A 19,240-nucleotide genomic window follows, 5' to 3' on the forward strand; every position below is an offset into this window, starting at 1 on the left:
ATGCTGCGGTCAAGGCGCTCTGTGATGCAGCGGCTGGGCGCACGCGCGGCCGCGGCCTGGGCGGTGCTGGCGTGCGGCCTGCCTGCCTGGGCGGCCCCGCCTGCGCCGGCGCTGCCGCCGGCCCCCCCAGCGGTGGTCGCGGCGCCCTACAAGTTGCGCGTGGTCGGCGGGCTGGCGGGCATCAACCAGTACACCCGCCAGGAAGAACCGTTCTGGAGCAAGGAGCTCAAGCGGCTGAGCGGCGGGCGGTTTGACGCCGAGATCGTCCCGTTCGACCGGGCGGGCGTGCCCGGATCGGAAATGCTGCGGCTGCTGCAGCTGGGGGTCGTGCCTTTTGGCACCACCCTCATGAGCTCGTTCACCGCCCAGTACCCGGAGTACACCGCTCCCGACCTGGCCGGGCTCAACCCCGACATCGCCACGCTCAAGACCACGCTGGCGGCGTTTCGCCCGTATCTGGAAAAAAGCCTGCGCGACCAGCACGGCGTGGAGGCGCTGGCGATCTACGTCTATCCGGCCCAGGTGGTCTTCTGCAAGCGGCCGCTGCGGGGGCTGGCCGACCTGGCGGGGCGCCGCACGCGGGTGTCGTCGTCCACCCAGGCAGATTTCGTGGGGGCGCTGGGCGGCGTGCCCGTGCTGACCAGCTTCGCGCAGATCGTGCCCAGCCTGACCGAGGGCAACACCGAGTGCGCCATCACCGGCACCATGTCGGGCAACACCCTGGGGCTTGCCACGCTCACGTCGCATGTGCACGCCCTGCCCGTGACCTGGGGGCTGGCGGTCTTTGGCGCCAACCGCGCGGCCTGGGACTCCCTGCCGCCGGAGCTGCGCACGCTGCTGCGGCGCGAGCTGCCCCGGCTGGAGGCTGCCATCTGGCAGGAGTCCGAACGCGAAACGGCCGAAGGCATGGCCTGCAACCGTGGCGATGCCAGCTGCACCAGCGGACGCAAGGGCAAGATGGTGACGGTGCCGGTCTCTGCCGAGGATGAACGCCGGCGCCAGGAGATCCTGGCGTCCACGGTGCTGCCGCGCTGGGTGCAGCGCTGCGGCGTGCGCTGCGCCCAGGCCTGGAACCAGACCATCGGTCCGGTCCGCGGGCTCCCCGTGGGCAGCGCGAAATGACGGAGCCCTCCGCCACCCCGCTGCGCATCCGGGCCTTTGTGTGGGCGGCAGCCACGGTGTTCATGGGGGCGGTGGTGGCCGTGGCCGCCGCGCTGGTGTGGAACGCCCGGCAGGTGGCACTGGAAGACTACCAAGCCCAGGCCACGCGGTTCGTGACCGGGGCGGAGGCCGCGCTCAACCGGTCGCTGCTGGCCGTGGACGTTCTGCTGGCCAGCATGGACGAATTGCTGGGCCTGTCGGTGGCCGTGAACGACTGGATTGATCCGGGCCTGGCCAGCGAGCGGCTGCGCAGTTCGGCGCGGCAAAACCTGATGGTGCGCTACGTGGCCTTGCTGGATGCGCGGGGCACCACGCTGGCTTCCTCGGACGCCGCAGGCAGCGAACTGCAGCTGCAGCTGCCGCCCGGCTTCCTGGCTTCCGTGCTGGAGCAGCCGGTCTCGACGCTCATGGTCAGCCCGCCAGTCGTCAGCTTCACCACCGCCGAGCGCGTCCTGTACTTCGCACGCCACCTGCGGCTGGCCGACGGCGCGCGGGTGGTGGCGGTGGCCGAGGTGCCGGTGGGCGCCCTCAGTTCGGTGCTGGTCCAGGGCGTGGACATCGGCGGCCTGCAGGTGACGCTGGAGCGGGCGGGCGGCCAGCTGCTGCTGAGCGTGCCCAACCGGGAGGAGGCCGCCGCCACCGTGCTCAGCCCGCCCTTGCACGAGGTGGCTTCCGCCGGCGAGGACTGGCGGGCGCCGGCGCGGCTGACCAGCGAGCCGGCGCTGGTGGTGTACCGGCCCGTCCTGTACCAGGACCTGCGCATCTCGGCGAGCATTCCCTTGCGCGACGCCCTGGCGGGCTGGCGGGACCAGCGCAACGCCATCACGCTCACCGGGCTGCTCTTTGTGGCGATGATCGTGGTGGCGGGGCACCTGGCGCTGCGCTACCTGGACCGTCTGTCGCAGGCGCGCGCCGCCATTGCGCAGTCCAAGGCCACGCTGGACCAGGCGCTGGAGTCGATGGTCAGCGGCTTTCTCCTGCTGGACAGCCAGCACCGCGTGGTGCAGTGGAACCGGCGGTTCGAGGAGATCTTCCCCTGGCTGCGCGGGGCCATCGCGCCGCTGGTGCCGTTCCGCCAGATCATGGAGGAAAACGCGCGGCACTACCTGCCCCGTGCCTCGGACAACGAGCGCACGCGCTGGGTGGACCTGCGCCTGCTCAAGCAAAGCCAACACTTGGAACCCCACGAGCAGGTGCTGCCCGGCGGCATCACCATCCAGACGACCGAGCGGCCCACGCCTGAGGGCGGCATCGTCATTACCTACCACGACGTGACCGCCCTGCGGCGGGCCAGCGCCGAGATCGAGAACCTGGCGTTTTACGACCCGCTGACCAACCTGCCCAACCGCCGCCTGCTCATGGACCGCATGCAGCAGGTGATTGCGGCCAGCGTGCGCAACGGCCAGTACGGCGCGCTGCTGTTCCTGGACCTGGACCACTTCAAGACGCTCAACGATACGCGGGGCCACGAGGTGGGGGACCTGCTGCTGTGCCAGGTGGCCGAGCGCCTGAAGACCTGCGTGCGCCGCGAGGACACGGTGGCGCGCCTGGGCGGCGACGAGTTCGTGGTCATGCTGCACGAGCTGTCCCCGCGCAGCGAGGAGGCCGCGGCCTTTGCGCGGCGGGTGGGCGAGAAGATCCTGCGCGCGCTCAACATGCCGTACTCGCTGGGCGGCATCAGCTACCACAGCACGCCCAGCATCGGCGCCACCCTGATGGGCGGAGCGCAGCAGCAGCCGGGCGTGGACCCGCTCAAGCAGGCCGACATCGCCATGTACCAGGTCAAGTCGCAGGGGCGCAACGGGCTGTGCTTTTTCGACCCGCAGATGCAGATCGCCATCAGCGTGCGGGCCCAGCTGGAGGCGGACCTGCAGACCGCCCTGGCGTCGCGGCAGTTCGTGCTGCACTACCAGCCCCAGTTCCATCTGGACGGGCGCATCGTGGGGGCCGAGGCCCTGATCCGGTGGCTCCACCCCGAGCGGGGCCTGGTGGCGCCCGGCGCCTTCATTGCCGTGGCCGAGGAGAGCGAACTCATCGTGCCCATGGGGCACTGGGTGCTGCGCACTGCCTGCGAGCAGCTGGCCGTGTGGCAGCGCGATGCGCGCTTCCGGCATGTGCAGCTCTCGGTGAACGTGAGCGCGCGCCAGTTCCGCCAGCGGGACTTCGTGGCCCGGGTGGTCGAGGTGCTGCGGGAAACCGGCGCGCGGCCCCATCTGCTCAAGCTCGAACTCACCGAGTCGCTGGTGCTGGACGATGTGGATGACACCATCGCCAAGATGGGCCTGCTCAAGACCAAGGGCGTGCGCTTTTCGGTGGACGATTTCGGCACCGGGTATTCCTCGCTCGCCTATCTCACGCGGCTGCCGCTAGACCAGCTCAAGATCGACCAGTCCTTCGTGCACAACCTGGGCGTGCGCCACACCGACGACGTGATCGTGCAGACCATCATCGGCATGGCCCGCAACCTGGAGCTGGACGTGATTGCCGAGGGGGTCGAGACCGCCGCGCAGAAAGCCGTGCTGGCGGACTACGGCTGCCAGCTGTTCCAGGGCTATCTGCTGGGCATGCCCGGGCCGGTGGAGGCGCTGGAGGTGCTGCTGCAGGAGCATGCCCCCGCGGTGGCCGCGGCCGCCACGGCCGGGCCCGCCGCAGCCGCCTGACGACGCTGTGCGGCCCCGGCGGCCCGCTTACCGCCGCGAGGACACAACGATGCCGCCCACGATCAGCGCGAACGCCAGGCCGTGGAACAGCTGCGGCGTCTCGCCCAGGAAGGCTGCGGACAGGATGCCCGCAAACAGCGGCGTCAGGTTCACGAAAAAGCCCGCCACGGCCGGCCCCGCGCGCTGCACGCCCACGCCCCAGCAGCGGTAGGCCAGCACCGCCGGGCCCACGGCGATGAAGGCCAGCGCTGCCGCCAGCGGCCAGCCCCAGGCGATGTGGGTGCGCCCGCTGGCCCATTCCGCGCCGGCAAAGCTGCCCGACCAGGCCAGGCCGAACACCAGCTGGGCCATCAGGAAGCCCGCCCAGTCCGCGCGAATGGCTGCCGGCTCGCTGGTGCGCGACAGCAGCCAGCTGTAGAAAGCCCACGACACGGTGGCCAGCAGCATGAATACATCGCCCGGCACCAGCCGGAAGGCCAGCAGCTGCGCCCATTCGCCCCGGCTCATCACCAGCAGCACGCCGCACATGGACAGCAGCGCGCCCAGCAGCTGCCGCCGCGTGACCTGGGCGCCAAAGAACAGCGCGCCCACGGCCAGCATCCACACGGGCATGCTCGAGCCCACCAGCGTCACGTTGATGGGGGTAGACGTTTGCAGTGCCAGGTATTGCAGCGCGTTGTACAGGCCGATGCCCAGCAGCCCCAGCAGCGCGTAGCGCCGCCAGTGCGGCCACAGCGGACTGCCCGGGCGCAGCACGCCATGCGCCAGCGGCAGCAGGATGGCAAAGGCGAGCGCCCAGCGGATGAAGTTCAGCGTGATGGGCGGGATGAGGTCGTGGACCAGCCGTCCGGTCACGGCGTTGCCGGCCCACAGCAGCGGCGGTATCACCAGCAGTGCCGCCGTGGCGGGCGTGAGTCGTTGCGTCATGCCCCGCACTGTACCGGTGCACCGCCTGCAAGCCTTGCAGATTCATGGCAGGATGGCCGCCCTTGTGTCCCACCCGTTACAGGAAATGCCCGCCATGAGCCTCGCCGTCCAGATCCGCCAGCACGGCGGCCCCGAAGAACTCCACCTCGCCGACGTTGCCGTGGGTGAGCCTGGCCCGGGCGAAGTGCGCATCCGCCACCACGCCATCGGCCTGAACTTCATCGACGTGTACCACCGCACCGGCCTCTACCCGCTGCAGATGCCCGCCGGCATCGGCATGGAGGGCGCGGGCGTGATCGAGGCGGTGGGCGAGGGCGTCACGCACCTCCAGGTGGGCGATCGCGCCGCCTACGCCAGCAACCCGCCCGGCGCGTACTGCGAGGTGCGCGTGATGCCCGCCAAGTGCGTGTGCCGGCTGCCCGACGCCATCAGCTTTGAAACCGGCGCCGCCATGATGCTCAAGGGCCTGACGGCGCAGTACCTGCTCAAGAAGACGCTGCCGGTGGAAGGCCTGCAGCCTGGCGACCATGTGCTTTTCCACGCGGCTGCCGGCGGCGTGGGCCTCATCGCCTGCCAGTGGGCCAAGGCGCTGGGCCTGCAGCTGATCGCCACCGCCGGCTCGGACGCCAAGTGCCAGCTGGCCCTGGCCAACGGCGCGGCGCACGCGATCAACTACACCACCGAAGACTTTGCGGCGCGCGTGAAGGCCATCACCGGGGGCAAGGGTGTGAAGGTGGTGTACGACTCGGTGGGCAAGGACACCTGGGACAAGTCGCTCGAATGCCTGCGCCCCTTCGGCCTGATGGCCAGTTTCGGCAACGCCTCGGGGCCCGTGCCGCCGTTTGCGCCGGGCAGCCTGGGGGCCAAGGGTTCACTGTACGTCACGCGCCAGACCCTGTTCACCCACATCGCCACGCGCGAGGCCACGCAGGCCATGGCCGACGACCTGTTTGCCGTGGTGGCCAGCGGCCAGGTGAAGATCCACATCGACCAGCGCTACCCGCTGGCCCAGGTGCAGCAGGCGCACCGCGATCTGGAGGCGCGCAAGACCACGGGCTCCACCATCCTGACGCTGTCGTGAGCGCGGCGCTGCAAGCCTGGCTGCAAGCGGCGCGCCTGCGGGCGCAGCAGCCACCCGCCCAGCCGCGCGTGCCCCTGCGCGTGGCCGGGCACACCGTGGGCTCAGTGGCGCAGGGTTTTTTAGAAGAAATTGGCCTCCAGGGCTTTCTGCGTAAGCGCTACAAGCTATCAAAAAAGGAGCATTTTGGCGCTGCCGCCTGGAGCCTGGACGTGCCTCCGGCGGATGCCACAGACGCCCTCAACGCCCTGGCGGCTGCGCTGCGCGACGCCGGACGCTGCGGCCCCTGGCGCGACGAACAGCTGGCGGTGTGCAACGCCGCCGGTGAGGTGGTGGCCACCGTGGAGCGCGGGGCGGTGCGCGTGCTGGGGGTGGCCACGCGGGCGGTGCACCTGGTGGGCCTGGCGCCAGACGGGCGCATGTGGGTGCAAAAGCGCTCCCTGACCAAGCCCAACAACCCCGGTCTGTGGGACACGCTGATGGGCGGCATGGTGTCGGCCGCGGATTCGCTACCGCAGGCGCTCGCGCGCGAAACCTGGGAAGAAGCCGGCCTGCGGGTGGGCCACCTGCACGCGGTCGAACACGGCGGGCAGGTGCTTTTCAGCCGCCCCAGCCGCGAGGGCGGTGGCACCGGCTACATGATCGAGCGCATCGACTGGTTCCGCGCCACGGTACCGGACGGCATGGCGCCAGAGAACCAGGATGGAGAAGTCGAGCGGTTTGACCTGCTGCCCCAGGACACCGTGTGCGAGCAGGTGGCCCAGGACTTGTTCACGCTGGAAGCCAGCCTGGTGATCGGCGGGTTCCTGGGGCGGTAACCGCCTGCCGGTCGGTGGTGGCCGGGCACCGTGTCGTGTCCCGGCGCCGCCCGTGCCACCCCGGCGCTTTGGCCGCCCGGAAGGCCGGGCGGCCTGGGGTGCTCAGCGGCTGTTTTTTCTCGGGCGGCGACGGCTGAAGGCGCCGAAGGCTCCGAGCCCGGCGGTCAGCAGGGCGGTGCCAAAGCTGCCGAGCGCCGGCACCGGCTTTGCGCCGTCGTTGTCGGTGATGGTGACCACGGCCTGCGCGGTGCCAAGGTCATAGCCCCCGCCCGCCACCAGCGACAAGACGGCCTGCACATTGCCGTCGCCCACCAGGGTGTTGGGCACTGCGGTCACGGTGCAGCTGGCCGTGGTGGCCCCAGCGGGCACCACCAGCGGAGAGGCGCAGGTGGTGGTGTAGCGGTCGCTGGCGGCTGGAGGCACCAAGGCGACGCTGATGCCCCCCGGGCCCGCAGGGGTGCTCAACGTGACTTGGCAGGTCGCCACCTGGTTTTCCGCGTCGGCCAGCGTGCTGGGCGTGCACGAGAGGCTGAGGACCGGTAGCGCCGCCACGTTGTCATCGTTGGCGATGAGCACCGAGGCAGCGTTCGGTGTGCCCAGCTGGTATCCGCCGGCGGGGGCGGCCAGCCCCAGGGCCGCCGTCACGTCCCCATCGCCCGGGGTGGTGTTCGGCGTGGCCGTGATGGTGCAGGTGGCGCTGCTGGCGCCCTCCGCAATCAGGACGCTGGATCCGCAGGTGCTGGTGTACCGGCCGCTGCCGGCGGGCGGCGTGAGGGCCACGCTCAAGCCGCCTGCGGGCGCCGGTGCGTTGGAGGCAATGGTGCAGGTGGACACCTGGTTGGCCGAGTCCAGCAGGGTGCCAGGGCTGCATGCCATGGTGACCGTGGGCAGGTCGTCGTTCTGCACCAGGACGCTGGCACTGGTGAGCGCCCCCAGTTCATAGTCGGCCAGCGGGTCGGGCACGGGTAACGCGATGGCTGCGCTGACGTCTCCGTCGCCCGGCACCAGGTTGGGCGTGGCCACGATGGTGCACTGTGCCGTCGTGCTGCCGGCCGCCACCGTGATGGAGGAGCCGCAGGTCGTGGTGTAGCGGGTGCTGCCCGCCGGAGGCGTCAGCGCCACCACCACGCCGCCCGCGGGCGCTGGTTGGTCCAGGGTCACCGAGCAGGTGGACACGTTGTTGTCGGCATCCACCAGCGCGGTCGGCGTGCAGGTCAGCTGCGCCTGGAACTTGGGCAGGCAGGCCGCGCCATCGCTGCTGTTGCTGTTCGCCGTGGTCTGCGCTGCGCCCAGCGTGCCGCCGGGCAGCGTCATCAGCTGCGTGGACACGGTGTTGTAGAACGCCATCTGGCCGTTGGCGAGCCTTGCGGCCGCCCCAAAGGGAATGATGCCCAGATTGCCCGTCAACGAGGTCACGGCACCGGTCGCCAAATCAATGCGGTAGCTGGTCGAATTTCCGAAAGTGCCCGAAGCCTTGGCAACGCCGTAGGCGAACTGCCCGGTGGCGTCGATTGCAAAATCCCCGGATTGGGCGCCAGGAATGGGCGTGCTGAGGGTCAGGGTGCTGAGGTACTTGGGCGGAGTCTGGGTGACGTCGATGCGGTACAGCGCGGTCAGTGAGCCGCCGGACTGGAAGTCAGCGAGGTACATGACGCCGGTCACAGGGTCGATATCCGCCGCGTTGAAGTTGGGCCCCAGCCGCAGGTCCACGGCACCGTTGACTTGCGTGGTGGCGTCGCTGGCAATGGTTCTGTAGGTGCCCAGGCCGTCCACGATGCCGAGGTTGTCCACACCCGAACGCCCATAGCGCAGCATTTCGTAGTAGCGGGTGTGGGTTCGCCATTCGGTCGTCCACGTACCGCCCAGCAAATCCCAGCCGGGTTCATTGGTCCCCAGAGCCCGCATCGCGTAGATATAGCCGTCCTTGCCCATGCCGGCGGCCACCGTGGCGCCCGCATTTTTGGAAAGATCCCGCGGAGAGGGTGTGGGCGCGGTTTGACCGTCCCAAATGGGGGTTAATGCCACGGCGCCGCTTGGGGGGACGGTGGCGAGTTCAAGAATGGTTTTGGGCGCGGTATTGGCCGTGGTCGCCTCGATATACCGCATCAGATAAAACGACTGCGACGTGGGAGAGCAGCGGGGCAGCGGCGCCCCGGCAACGGCTGCGGCATCCAGCGGAAGAAACTGGACAAGGGCCGCAGCGCCAGTCAATAACGCCGACGGGAGGGAATATTTACGGCAGGACATTTTAGTAACCACGATCTGGGAGGATGGTGGTCACTGTACCGGCGCGTCCTTAATTGCCGATAGAGCCATTTTGCCCGGTTCACCGTATTTTGCAGTGTTTTGACATTAGTTTGCGTTTTTGGGGAACCGGGTGAAAGTTGTATTTGTGCCGGATATTGATAGTGATTTTTATTATTTATTGATTGGGATAGCATTCATCCGGGAAATGCATTGCGCTTTCTCAAGATTTGGCAAAAAAGTCATCTGCGCCAGCCGCCTTGCGACGCAACGTTGGCGAGCAGCTTCCCCTGGCAGAGGCGGGTGACATGGGCGGGCCAGGCACAGCCTGGCGCCGCCCTGGCGCGGCGTAGGCGGGTTTGCCTCAGGCCTGGTCTGCCATGGCCCGCAGCCGGCTGGGGGCGAGTGCGCCGGCCGATTCGAGGATGGGGTAGGCCACCGAGCACAGCAGCGAGTTGATGCGCTTGAGTTCGCTGATCAGGTCGATGTGCAGCGAACTGGTCTCGATGCTCTGCACCGTGTTGTCCGACAGGCGCGCCAGGTGCGTGGCGGAATACGCGTGCTCCAGATCGCGGAAGCGCGCTTTTTCCTCCAGCAGTTTTTGCGCATCCCGCACGCTGCCGTTCAGGAACACGCTCATCGCCAGGCGCAGGTTGTCGATCAGGCGCGCATGCAGTTCATTGATCTCCTCCATGCCGGCCTCGGAGAACTGGCGGCCTTTCTTGATCTTCTTGTCCTCGATGTCGATCAGCACGCGCTCGATGATGTCGCCGATCTGCTCCATGTTGATGGTGAAGCTGATGATGTCGGCCCAGCGCCGGCCCTCGCGCTCGTCCAGCGCCTCGCGGGAGATCTTGGTCAGGTAGTACTTGATGGCGGAGTACAGGCCGTCCACCTCGTCGTCGAGCCTGCGCAGGTCCTGCGCCAGCTGCAGGTCGTCCGTGCGGATGACCTTGTGCAGGCCCAGCAGCATGGACTCCACCACGTCGGCCTGGTGCAATGCCTCGCGGGCCGCGCACGAGATGGCCAGCGAGGGTGTGGCCAGGGCCGAGGGGTCCAGGTGGTGGGGGCGGGTGCCTGCGGCAGAGCCTTGCTCCTGCGGCAGCAGGCGCTGCGCCGCCCGGGCCACCGTGCCGGTGAGCCCGATGCACACCAGGCCCACCACGGCGTTGAACGCCAGGTGGAACAGCACCACCAGGGTGGCGGTTCCAGGCACATACGGCCGCACATGCTGCAGCCACAGCCCGGTGAGCGGCGCCATGATGGCCACACCAATGATTTTGAAGAACAGATTTCCGAGCGGTACCTGGCGCGTCTGGACATTGGCCTTCAACGTGGTCAGCACCGCCAGCACGCCGCTGCCCAGATTGGCCCCCAGCACCAGGCCCAGCGCCACATCGGGCGGGATGCCGCCCGAGCCGGCCAGGGCGGCCGTGAGCAGCACCGTGGCGAGGCTGGAATAGGCCACGATGGCCAGTACGGCGCCAGTGAAGATCTCCAGCAGCAGGTCACTGGTGAGTGCGCCCAGCAGCGCGCGCACCGTGGGCGATTGGGTGAGCACCGTGGTGGACTCGGTGATGAGCCGCAAGGCCAGCAGCATCAGGCCCAGCCCGATGAGCACCCGGCCCACGCGGCCGGCGGCCGTGTCCTTGCGCGAGATGAAGAGCACCACCCCCGCGAAGATGAACAGCGGCGACAGCCAGGAAAGGTCCAGCGAGAACACCACGGCCATCACGCTGGTCCCCACGTCGGCGCCCAGCATCACGGCCAGGGCCGCCGGCAGTCCCACCAGCCCCTGGCCCACGAAGGAGGAGACGATGAGAGCCGTGGCGGTGCTGGACTGCACGACCGCCGTCACGCCGATGCCCGACAGGACGGCCGTGAACCGGTTGCTGACGCTGCGCGCGATGAGCTGGCGCAAGTTGGCGCCGAACACCCGCAGGATGCCGGTGCGCACCAGATGGGTGCCCCAAATAAGCAGCGAAACGGCTGCCAGCAGATTCAACAGATGCTTCATGAAATACCGCGTTTGTTCTTCTTGTCCGAACGCCACCCAGCATGCGCCATGCCCCGCGCCGGCACAAGCAGCGGGGCTGCCGGCACCTGCTCGCCGAGGCGACGGGTTCATTCATTTCTGTGCCCGTAGGCAGCGGCGGTTCAGCCACAGGTGGCCGCGCGGCTTCCGGGAGAAGAGCGCCTGCCATCGAGAGCATGCGGCCCGGATCGTTTGTCACAAAATTGACACACAAGCATACTCCTGATCAGGGGATGCTGCCGTGATGACCCCGCTGCCGCTGCGGGGTGTGTGACGCGCCGGCTGGGCGGGGCCGGCGGTGTCAATCGATGAGCTGGCCGGCCTCGTGGAACGGGTAGGGGCCGGGATACTGTCCGCTGGCTGCGGTGTGGCTGACCAGCCGTCCGCCCGCGGGCAGCGCATGCAGGGCAAAACCCGGCGGCTCAAGCATCCACGCCGAGGCCGCGTCGGGTGCCAGGTCCAGCCGCACCTGGTGCGCGGGCGAAGGCACGGTGGCGGCGATGGAGCCGCCAAAGCGCACCTGGATCGCGCGGTGCAGGTGGCCGCAGATGACGCGCTCTACGCTCGGGTGGCGCGCCACGATGGCTTCCAGCGCATCGGCGCCCTCCAGCAGGCCGATGGCGTCCATGTGCCCGATCAGCGTGCGGAATGGCGGGTGGTGCAGGGCGATGACCACTGGGCGCGCCGTGTGCCGGGCCAGTTCGGCCTCCAGCCACTGCAGGCGGGTTGGGCACAGGCGGCCTTCGCTGGCGCCGGGCACCACGGTATCGATTGCAATGAGTTGCAGGCCGCCCACAGGCACGCTGTACTGGATGAAATCGCCGTCGCCCCCCGGGCCCAGATAGGGGTGGTCGGGGAACGAGGCGCGCAACTGCGCGCGGCTGTCGTGGTTGCCCGGCAGCAAGTACACGGGCATGGGCAGCGGGGCCAGCAGAGCGCGCAGGTGCTCGTACTCGGCCGCCCGGCCAAAGTCGGTCAGGTCGCCGGTGATCACCACGGCATCGGGCGCCTGCGGCAGGCGCCCGACGCTCACCACGGCCTGTGCCAGGTAGGGGGCGGTGTCGATGCGGCCATAGGCCAGGCGGCCGGGCTCGCGGATGTGGGTGTCGGAGAGCTGCAGCAGCAGGGTGGTGGTCATGGGCTGGGCTCCATCATTCCGTTGGCCGCTTCCAGGCAGGGCATCAGGCGCTCGGGTGCGATGCGCACGGCCACCGCGTCACCCGCGCGCGCCGGGTGGTCGCGTGCCACGTCGGCGCACAGCGGGGCCTGGTCGGCCAAGGCCAGGGTCAGTTGTACCCGGTCGCCCAGAAAGCTGCGGCGCGTGACTTCGGCTTGGCCCCAGCCGGGGCCGGGGTTAGCGGGGCCGACTTCGATGTCCTCCGGGCGCACCAGTACGGACGCATGGCCTTGCAGGGCTGGCGGGCAGGGCAGGTGCCAGCCGCCCAGGGGCAGCGCGTCGGTGGGGCCTGCATTGCCGCGCGCCAGGCGGTTCACCCGCCCCAGAAACTGCGCGACAAAAGGGTGGGCCGGTGTGCGGTACAGCGTTTCGCCGTCGCCCACCTGCACCACGCGGCCGGCGTGCATCACGGCCAGGCGGTCGGCCAGGGCCAGGGCTTCCTGCTGGTCGTGCGTGACGTGGATGGCGGTGATGTGCAGGCGGCGCAGCAGCTCGGCCAGCTCGTCACGCAGGGATTCCTTGAGCTTGGCGTCCAGCGCGGTGAGCGGCTCGTCCAGCAGCAGCACGCGCGGGCGCATGGCCACGGCGCGGGCCAGGGCCACGCGCTGGCGCTGGCCCCCCGAGAGTTCGGCCGGGCGCTTCTTCTCCAGGCCGTTCAGGCGCACCAGGTCCACCAGCTCGCCCACGGTGCGGCGGCGCTCGTCCTCGGCCACGCCACGGATCTTGAGGCCATAGCCAATGTTGGACTCCACGCTCATCTGCGGGAACAGCGCGTAGTGCTGGAAGACCATGCCCACACCGCGCTGCTCGATGGGGATGTGGGTCACGTCGGTGCTGCCAAAGGCGATGCGGCTGCCCGCGTCGGGCGCCTCCAGCCCGGCCACCAGGCGCAGCAGCGTGGTCTTGCCGCAGCCCGAGGGGCCCAGCAGCGCCAGCACTTCGCCGGGCTCCACGGTCAGGTCGGTAGGCTGCAGGCCGCGCGTGCCGTCGGCATAGGTCTTGGCGCAGTGGGCAATGTCCACGCGCGTGCGTTCAAGTTGCATGGTGTTTCTCGATCAGCGTGCCCAGGGCTTGCAGGCCCCACAGCACGGGCAGGATGACGGCCAGGAAGATGAGTGTGTAGGCCGAGCCGATTTCGATGCGCATGGACGCATAGCTGTCGGCCAGGCCGACGGGCAGGGTGCGGGTGAGTGGGGTGTGCAGCATCCAGGTCAGGTTGAACTCGCCCACGGAGAGCGTGAACACCATCAGGCTGCCCGCCACGATGGCCGGCAGCACGGCGGGCACCAGCACGCCCAGAAAGCGCTGTGCAAAGCTGGCGCCCAGCGAGCGCGCCGCTTCTTCCAGCGCGCGCAGCTCGTGGCGCTGAAAGGCCGCGCCCACGGTGCGCACCATGAAGGGCAGGGTGAACACCATGTGCCCCACCAGGATGAAGGCAAAGCTTTTGCGAAAGCCCGACAGCTGGCCGTAGGCCAGGATCAGCGCCAGCGCGCTGGCCAGGCCCGGCACGGCCACGGGCAGGGTGAGCAGCTCTTCGAACAGCCGTGCCGCGCGCGAGCGGCTGCGCGCCAGCGCATAGGCGCAAGGCACGCCCAGCAGCAGGTTGCCCAGCACGCACAGCAGCGCGATGGCCAGCGACCACCCCACGGTGCCGCCGTACAGATCCCACACCTCGCCCAGCCAGCGCGCGGTGAGGCCGCTGGAGAGGCCGGTGCTGTAGTTGTTGACCAGCCCGGCCATCACCGACAGGGCGATGGGGGCGAGCATGAACACCGCCACCAGCGCCGTGAGGGCCAGCAGGGGCAAAGAGGCTTGTCGTGCAGTGCGCATGGCTCAGCTTTCAGGCACCCGCGGCCGCCACCGGCCCGGCCACGCGGCGGGACAGCCACAGCACCAGCCAGGTGATGAGCCCGAGGGCAATGGACAGGCTGGCCGCCAGCGCGAAGTTGGCGTAGTTGGTGAACTCGTTGTAGATGGTGATGGGCAGCACTTCATATTTGGCCGACAGCGTGAAGGCCGTGCCGAACGCGCCCATGGCCGTGGCGAACACGATGGCGCCGCACGAGAGCGTGGTGGGCGCCAGCTCGGGCAGCCACACGTCGCGCACCACGCGCCAGCGCGGGGCGCCCAGCGAGCGCGCGGCTTCCTCCAGCGCCGTGTCCATGGCGCCGGCCGCCGCCGTGTAGCTGGCGATGGCGCGCGGCAGCGAGAAGTACAGGTACGCCAGGAACAGCCCCGCAAGCCCGTACGCAAACGTGATGCGCCCCAGGCCCAGGGCATCGGCCCATTGCGCCACCAGCCCCTGGCGCCCGCCCAGCAGGATCATGAAGAAGCCGATGATCACCCCCGGGAACGACAGCGGCAGCGTGAGCAGCGACAGCAGCAGCCGCCGCCCCGCAAAGCGCTGGCGCGCCAACGTGATGCCCACCGCCGCGCCCAGCACCAGCGTGGCCAGCGTCACCGCCAGCGACAGCCCCAGCGTTTGCAGCAGGCTTTGCAGATAGCGTGCGTTCGTGAGCACCACGAAGTAGGTCTCCCAGCCTTTGCCGGCGGGCAGCGCCATCAGCTGGGCGATGGGCAGCAGCCAGAACGCGGCGAAGAAGGCCGCCGCGGGCGCGGCGCAGGCCAGCAACAGCGGGCGGGTGGGGGCAAATGCGGGGCGCATAACGGCGGCAGGCGAAGCGTTACTGCACTTCCTTCAGGTACCGGTCCGAGAAGCTCTTTTGCACCGCAGCCATCTTGCTGTAGTCCACCGTCTTGGCGCGGGCGTATTCACTGGCGGGCAGGAAGCGGGCCTGTACCTCCTTGGGCATCGCACCGGCGCGCACGGGGCGCAGGTAGGCATTGGCCCACAGGGCCTGGCCTTCGTCCGACAGCACGAAGTCCAGCACCTTCTTGCCGTTGTCGGCGTGCGGCGCGTTGGCCACCAGGCTCATCACGTAGGGCACCACCACCGTGCCTTCGGCCGGAATGACGAACTGCACGTTGGCCTTGTCCTTGTACTTGGCGCGGTAGGCGTTGAAGTCGTAGTCCAGCAGGATCGCGATCTCGCCCGACAGCACGCGCGCATACGAGGTCTGCTTGGGCACGATGGGCTCGTTCTTCTGCAGGGCCTTGAAGTAATCGATGCCGGGGCCGAAGTTGTCCAGCGTGCCGCCGCGTGCCTGGTTCACCGCCACCGCTCCCACATAGCCTACGAAGGCCGAGGCCGGGTCCAGGTAGCCGATCAGGCCCTTGTAGTCGGGCTTGAGCAGGTCGGCCCAGGACTGGGGCACGGGCTTGCCCTTGAGCGCATCCACGTTGACCATGAAGCCCAGCGTGCCGGAGTGGATGGTGAACCAGTGGCCGGCCGGGTCCTTCAGGCCGTCGGGGATCTCGGCCCAGGCGGCGGGCTTGTACGCGGCCACCACGCCTTCCTTCTGCGCCTGGATGGCAAAGGTGACGCCCAGGTAGGTCACATCGGCCACGGGGCTGGCCTTCTCGGCCACCAGCTGGGCCAGCGACTGGCCGGAATTCTTGTTGTCCGGTGGCACGGTGATGCCGGTCCTGGCCTTGATGGCCTTGATCTGGCTGCCCCAGTCGGCCCATTCGGGCGGGCAGTTGTAGCAGATGGCGTTTTGCGCCAGGGCTGCGGCGCTGGCGGCCAGGCCCCAGGCCAGCAGCGTGGTACGGGCAAGGCGGTGCAGGGTGGATTTCATGGGGGGTAGCTCCTTGGGTTCAGGGGTGGGGAGAAAGCAGGGAAGGCGAAGGGGCCGGGCCGTGCGCGGCGGGTGGCGCGCAGGACTCGCCGGGGCGGAACGTGTGAACGAGGGTGAGGCCCATCTCCGGCCCCAACGGGTGGCCGCTTGCGATGGCCTGGGACAGCAACTCCACGCAGTGGCGGCCGATGTCGGTGTTGGGCTGCACCACGGTGCCAAGCTGGGGCGTGAGGTCCTGGCCCAGGGCGATGCCGTCAAAGCCCAGCACGCTCAGGTCGCGTGGCACGGTGAGACCCGCCAGGTGCGCGGCGCGGATGCTGCGGATGGCCAGCAAGTCGTTGGAGCAGATGAGGGCGGTGGGCCGCCCGCTGGGCTTCAGGACGTCGCCCAGCAGCTCGGGGGCGGCCGCCACAAAGGGAACCTGCAGCACAGGCTGTGCCGGCAGGCCCGCGCGGGCCATGCCCAGGGCATAGCCCCGGCAGCGCTGCTGTGCGCGGTCGGACGCCTGCAGCAGGCCGCTGACCATGGTGATGCGGCGGTGCCCCAGGCCCGCCAGCCGGGCCACGGCTTCGGCCACGGCCTCTTCGCTGTCCACGGACACGCAGGGGTGGTCAGGGTGCCGGTTGTAGGCCAGCACATAGGGCAGGCCCACCTCGGCCAGGCGCTGCAGTGCGGTGGAGGTGGCGGGGTTGGACACGACCAGGACCATCCCGTCCACGTCGCCCGCCAGCAGCAGGCCCACCGCCTGGTCCTCCCGTGCCACGCGGTAATCGGTGGTAAAGGGCAGGATGGCGTAGCCCTGGGCCGCGGCCGCCTGGGCAATGCCGTCCAGGCACTCGGCGAACACCGGGTTGGTGAGCGTGGGCAGCACCACGCCCAGCACCTGGCTGCGCTGCGTGCGCAAGGTGCGCGCGCTGGCGTTGGGCTGGTAGCCCAGGGTGCGGGCCACCTGCTGCACATGCTCGCGCGTGGCCGGGGCGACCTTGTCGGGCAGATTGAAGACGCGCGAGACGGTGGCGACCGAGACGCCGGCCTCGCGGGCCACTTCCAGAATGCTCATGGTGCAGGGGCTGATGTAAACGATTACATTGCAACCGCCCGCTGTGACGTGCGCATGACATTGCGAGCCCGAGGCCAAAAACAAAACAGCCCGCACGGGGCGGGCTGTGGTTGTTGGGGCAGGCTTTTGCTAGCGCTCGCGCCCCATGCGCAGCAGCTCGTCCAGGATCAGGCAGGCCGCCCCCACCGTGATGGCCGAGTCCGCGAGGTTGAACGCGGGGAAGTGCCAGCCCGCGGCGTGAAAGTCCAGAAAGTCGACCACGTAGCCGTGCATCAGCCGGTCCACCACGTTGCCCACCGCACCGCCCAGAATGCTGGACAACGCGAAGCCGAACAGTTTCTGCCCGGGGTGCGTGCGCAGCTGCCACACGATGAAGACCGTGGCGGCCACGCCGATGCCGGTGAACAGCCAGCGCTGCCAGCCGCCCGCGTCCGACAGGAACGAGAAGGCGGCCCCCGTGTTGTGGGCGCGCACGATGTTGAAGAAGCTGGTGAGGTAGGTGGCGTCGCCCAGCTGGTAGTGCTGCAGGATCAGCGACTTGGTGAGCTGGTCGGCCGCCACCAGCACCACGGCCCAGGCCAGCCAGGGCCACATGCCGGCACCAGAGCGGCCCTGCCGGGACAGCGGTGCCATCATGCGTGCGCCCGGCTTTCGCCGGCACCGAACAGATTGCTGGTGCAGCGGCCGCACAGCGTGGGGTGGGCCGCATCGTGGCCTACGTCGTCGCGGTAGTGCCAGCAGCGTTCACACTTGGCGTCGGAACTGGGCTTGACGCTGATCTGAAGCGCGCTACCAGCTATCAATTCGATAGCGGATGTAATGAACACGAACTTCAGGTCGTCGCCCAGGCTGGCCAGCAAGGCATGGTCTTCGGGCGCGGCGGTGAGGGTGACGTTGGCCTGCAGCGACGAGCCCACCTGGCCGGCGGCGCGCAGGGCCTCGATCTCCTTGTTCACCGCGTCGCGGATCTCGCGCAGGCGGGTCCATTTGGCCAGCAGGCCTTCGTCGGCGGCTGCCACGGCGCCGGGAACATTGCTGTAGGTTTCCAGGAAGATGGACTCGGAGTTGCCGAACACCTTCCAGGCCTCTTCGGCCGTGAACGACAGGAACGGGGCCATCCAGCGCAGCATGGCGTGCGTGATCTGGTAGAGCGCGGTCTGCGCGCTGCGGCGCGCCAGGCTCTTGGGCGCAGTCGTGTACAGCCGGTCCTTGAGCACGTCGAGGTAGAAGCCGCCCAGGTCTTCCGAACAGTACAGCTGCAGCTTGGCGACCACGGGGTGGAACTCATACACCTTGTAGTGCGCCAGCACTTCGGCCTGGAACTCGGCCGCGCGCGTGAGTGCGTAGCGGTCGATCTCCAGCATCTGGTCGAACGGCACGGCGTCCTGGGCCGGGTCGAAGTCGCTCACGTTGGCCAGCAGGAAGCGCAGCGTGTTGCGGATGCGGCGGTAGGCGTCGACCACGCGGGCGAGCACTTTGTCGTCGCCCGCGATGTCGCCGGAGTAGTCGCTGGCGGCCACCCACAGGCGGATGATTTCAGCCCCCATCTTTTTGCTGACCTCGTCAGGCTCAATGCCGTTGCCCAGCGACTTGCTCATCTTGCGGCCCTGGCTGTCCACTGTCATGCCATGGGTCAGCAGCCCACGGTACGGCGCGCGGCCTTCCAGCGCGGATGCCAGCAGCAGCGAGCTGTGGAACCAGCCGCGGTGCTGGTCATGGCCTTCCAGGTACAGGTCGGCTTCGGGGCCGGTGTCGTGGTGCACGTTCGGGTGCGTGCCGCGCAGCACGTGGCTGAAGGTGGAGCCGGAGTCGAACCACACTTCCAGGATGTCGGTGCTCTTGGTGTAGTGCGGCGCGTCTTCGGCGCCCAGGATCTCTTCCACCGTCACGCGGCTCCAGGCTTCGATGCCGCCCTTTTCGACGATGTCCGCGGCCTGGTCCATGATCTCCAGAGTGCGCGGGTGCAGTTCGCCCGAGTCCTTGTGCAGGAAGAACGGGATGGGCACGCCCCAGCTGCGCTGGCGCGAGATGCACCAGTCGGGCCGCCCGGCGATCATGTCGTGGAGGCGGGCCTTGCCGTTCTCGGGGTAGAAGCTGGTGTGCTCGATGGCCTCCAGGGCGATCTGGCGCAGCGTCTTGGCGGGCTTCAGGCCGGGTTGGGTAAACACGCCCTCGCCTTCGTCCATGCGGATGAACCACTGGGCCGCGGCGCGGTAGATCACGGGCGTCTTGTGGCGCCAGCAGTGCGGGTAGCTGTGCGTGATGGTGGTGGTGCCCATCAGGCGGCCGGCGGCCTGCAGCGTTTCGATGATGACGGGGCAGGCCTTCCAGATGTTCATGCCGCGGAACAGGGCCAGGGCGTCGTCGTAGCGGCCGTTGCCC

General features: G+C 69.0%; 15 protein-coding genes. 4 read left to right on the forward strand and 11 right to left on the reverse strand.

The annotated features are described in order from the left end of the window. The gene (locus tag LWW96_RS21275) at positions 1-1,122 is read left to right on the forward strand and encodes a TRAP transporter substrate-binding protein (RefSeq protein ID WP_291489856.1); all 1,122 of its coding nucleotides are present in this window, start codon (positions 1-3) and stop codon (positions 1,120-1,122) included. Further along, on the forward strand, positions 1,119-3,821 hold the full coding sequence (locus LWW96_RS21280; protein WP_291489857.1) for an EAL domain-containing protein: 2,703 nt from the start codon (positions 1,119-1,121) through the stop codon (positions 3,819-3,821). Before LWW96_RS21275 ends, LWW96_RS21280 begins: the two co-directional genes overlap by 4 nt. A 27-nt stretch (positions 3,822-3,848) precedes the next feature. Here the strand turns inward: LWW96_RS21280 and LWW96_RS21285 are convergent, their stop codons facing one another. Continuing rightward, positions 3,849-4,748 (reverse strand): DMT family transporter, encoded by a 900-nt coding sequence (locus LWW96_RS21285; protein ID WP_291489858.1) that lies wholly within the window; start codon positions 4,746-4,748, stop codon positions 3,849-3,851. Positions 4,749-4,842: 94 nt separating this feature from the next. Here LWW96_RS21285 and LWW96_RS21290 point away from each other — a divergent pair, with 94 nt between their 5' ends. Next, a complete protein-coding gene (locus tag LWW96_RS21290; protein ID WP_291489859.1) occupies positions 4,843-5,829 on the forward strand; it encodes a quinone oxidoreductase in 987 nt (328 codons plus the stop codon). Further along, positions 5,826-6,644, forward strand: a complete 819-nt coding sequence (locus LWW96_RS21295; RefSeq protein WP_291489860.1) for an NUDIX domain-containing protein — start codon at positions 5,826-5,828, stop codon at positions 6,642-6,644. Before LWW96_RS21290 ends, LWW96_RS21295 begins: the two co-directional genes overlap by 4 nt. A 102-nt stretch (positions 6,645-6,746) precedes the next feature. Here LWW96_RS21295 and LWW96_RS21300 read toward each other — a convergent pair whose 3' ends face one another. From LWW96_RS21300 to LWW96_RS21345, 10 genes are all read right to left on the reverse strand, one after another. Continuing rightward, positions 6,747-8,669, reverse strand: coding sequence for a hypothetical protein (locus LWW96_RS21300; protein ID WP_291489861.1), 1,923 nt, complete (start codon positions 8,667-8,669; stop codon positions 6,747-6,749). Between the two features lie 583 nt (positions 8,670-9,252). Continuing rightward, entirely contained in the window at positions 9,253-10,905 is a 1,653-nt protein-coding gene (locus tag LWW96_RS21305) for a Na/Pi cotransporter family protein (RefSeq protein WP_291489862.1), read from the reverse strand. A gap of 319 nt (positions 10,906-11,224) precedes the next feature. Then, positions 11,225-12,061 carry a phosphodiesterase gene (locus LWW96_RS21310; protein WP_291489863.1) on the reverse strand — a complete coding sequence of 279 codons (837 nt, stop codon included), beginning with the start codon at positions 12,059-12,061 and terminating at the stop codon, positions 11,225-11,227. After that, on the reverse strand, positions 12,058-13,143 hold the full coding sequence (locus LWW96_RS21315) for an ABC transporter ATP-binding protein (protein ID WP_291489864.1): 1,086 nt from the start codon (positions 13,141-13,143) through the stop codon (positions 12,058-12,060). Before LWW96_RS21315 ends, LWW96_RS21310 begins: the two co-directional genes overlap by 4 nt. Continuing rightward, positions 13,133-13,930 (reverse strand): ABC transporter permease subunit, encoded by a 798-nt coding sequence (locus LWW96_RS21320; protein ID WP_291489865.1) that lies wholly within the window; start codon positions 13,928-13,930, stop codon positions 13,133-13,135. The genes LWW96_RS21315 and LWW96_RS21320 overlap by 11 nt, the downstream gene beginning before the upstream one ends. Before the next feature lie 10 nt (positions 13,931-13,940). Next, positions 13,941-14,765: an ABC transporter permease subunit gene (locus LWW96_RS21325; protein ID WP_291489866.1), complete on the reverse strand. Its 825-nt coding sequence runs from the start codon at positions 14,763-14,765 to the stop codon at positions 13,941-13,943. A 19-nt stretch (positions 14,766-14,784) separates the two neighbouring features. Further along, entirely contained in the window at positions 14,785-15,798 is a 1,014-nt protein-coding gene (locus tag LWW96_RS21330; RefSeq protein ID WP_291489867.1) for an ABC transporter substrate-binding protein, read from the reverse strand. A gap of 19 nt (positions 15,799-15,817) precedes the next feature. Beyond that, on the reverse strand, positions 15,818-16,858 hold the full coding sequence (locus LWW96_RS21335) for a LacI family DNA-binding transcriptional regulator (protein WP_291489868.1): 1,041 nt from the start codon (positions 16,856-16,858) through the stop codon (positions 15,818-15,820). 129 nt (positions 16,859-16,987) lie between these two features. Further along, positions 16,988-17,491 (reverse strand): signal peptidase II, encoded by a 504-nt coding sequence (lspA, locus tag LWW96_RS21340; protein ID WP_291489869.1) that lies wholly within the window; start codon positions 17,489-17,491, stop codon positions 16,988-16,990. Next, positions 17,491-19,240, reverse strand: a 1,750-nt coding sequence (locus LWW96_RS21345; RefSeq protein ID WP_291489870.1) for a class I tRNA ligase family protein, incomplete at its 5' end; no start/stop codon positions are given. The genes LWW96_RS21345 and lspA, both read right to left, overlap by 1 nt.

Source organism: Acidovorax sp. (assembly GCF_021287135.1).
Lineage (GTDB): Bacteria > Pseudomonadota > Gammaproteobacteria > Burkholderiales > Burkholderiaceae_C > Acidovorax.

Bases quoted from the DNA above. Each gene is read 5' to 3' on its own strand.
- LWW96_RS21285 (WP_291489858.1), bottom strand. From the start codon at position 4,748: ATGACGCAACGACTCACGCCCGCCACGGCGGCACTGCTGGTGATACCG.
- LWW96_RS21320 (WP_291489865.1), bottom strand. From the start codon at position 13,930: ATGCGCACTGCACGACAAGCCTCTTTGCCCCTGCTGGCCCTCACGGCG.
- LWW96_RS21310 (WP_291489863.1), bottom strand. From the start codon at position 12,061: ATGACCACCACCCTGCTGCTGCAGCTCTCCGACACCCACATCCGCGAG.
- LWW96_RS21275 (WP_291489856.1), top strand. From the start codon at position 1: ATGCTGCGGTCAAGGCGCTCTGTGATGCAGCGGCTGGGCGCACGCGCG.
- lspA (WP_291489869.1), bottom strand. From the start codon at position 17,491: ATGGCACCGCTGTCCCGGCAGGGCCGCTCTGGTGCCGGCATGTGGCCC.
- LWW96_RS21280 (WP_291489857.1), top strand. From the start codon at position 1,119: ATGACGGAGCCCTCCGCCACCCCGCTGCGCATCCGGGCCTTTGTGTGG.
- LWW96_RS21290 (WP_291489859.1), top strand. From the start codon at position 4,843: ATGAGCCTCGCCGTCCAGATCCGCCAGCACGGCGGCCCCGAAGAACTC.
- LWW96_RS21330 (WP_291489867.1), bottom strand. From the start codon at position 15,798: ATGAAATCCACCCTGCACCGCCTTGCCCGTACCACGCTGCTGGCCTGG.
- LWW96_RS21325 (WP_291489866.1), bottom strand. From the start codon at position 14,765: ATGCGCCCCGCATTTGCCCCCACCCGCCCGCTGTTGCTGGCCTGCGCC.
- LWW96_RS21335 (WP_291489868.1), bottom strand. From the start codon at position 16,858: ATGAGCATTCTGGAAGTGGCCCGCGAGGCCGGCGTCTCGGTCGCCACC.
- LWW96_RS21315 (WP_291489864.1), bottom strand. From the start codon at position 13,143: ATGCAACTTGAACGCACGCGCGTGGACATTGCCCACTGCGCCAAGACC.
- LWW96_RS21305 (WP_291489862.1), bottom strand. From the start codon at position 10,905: ATGAAGCATCTGTTGAATCTGCTGGCAGCCGTTTCGCTGCTTATTTGG.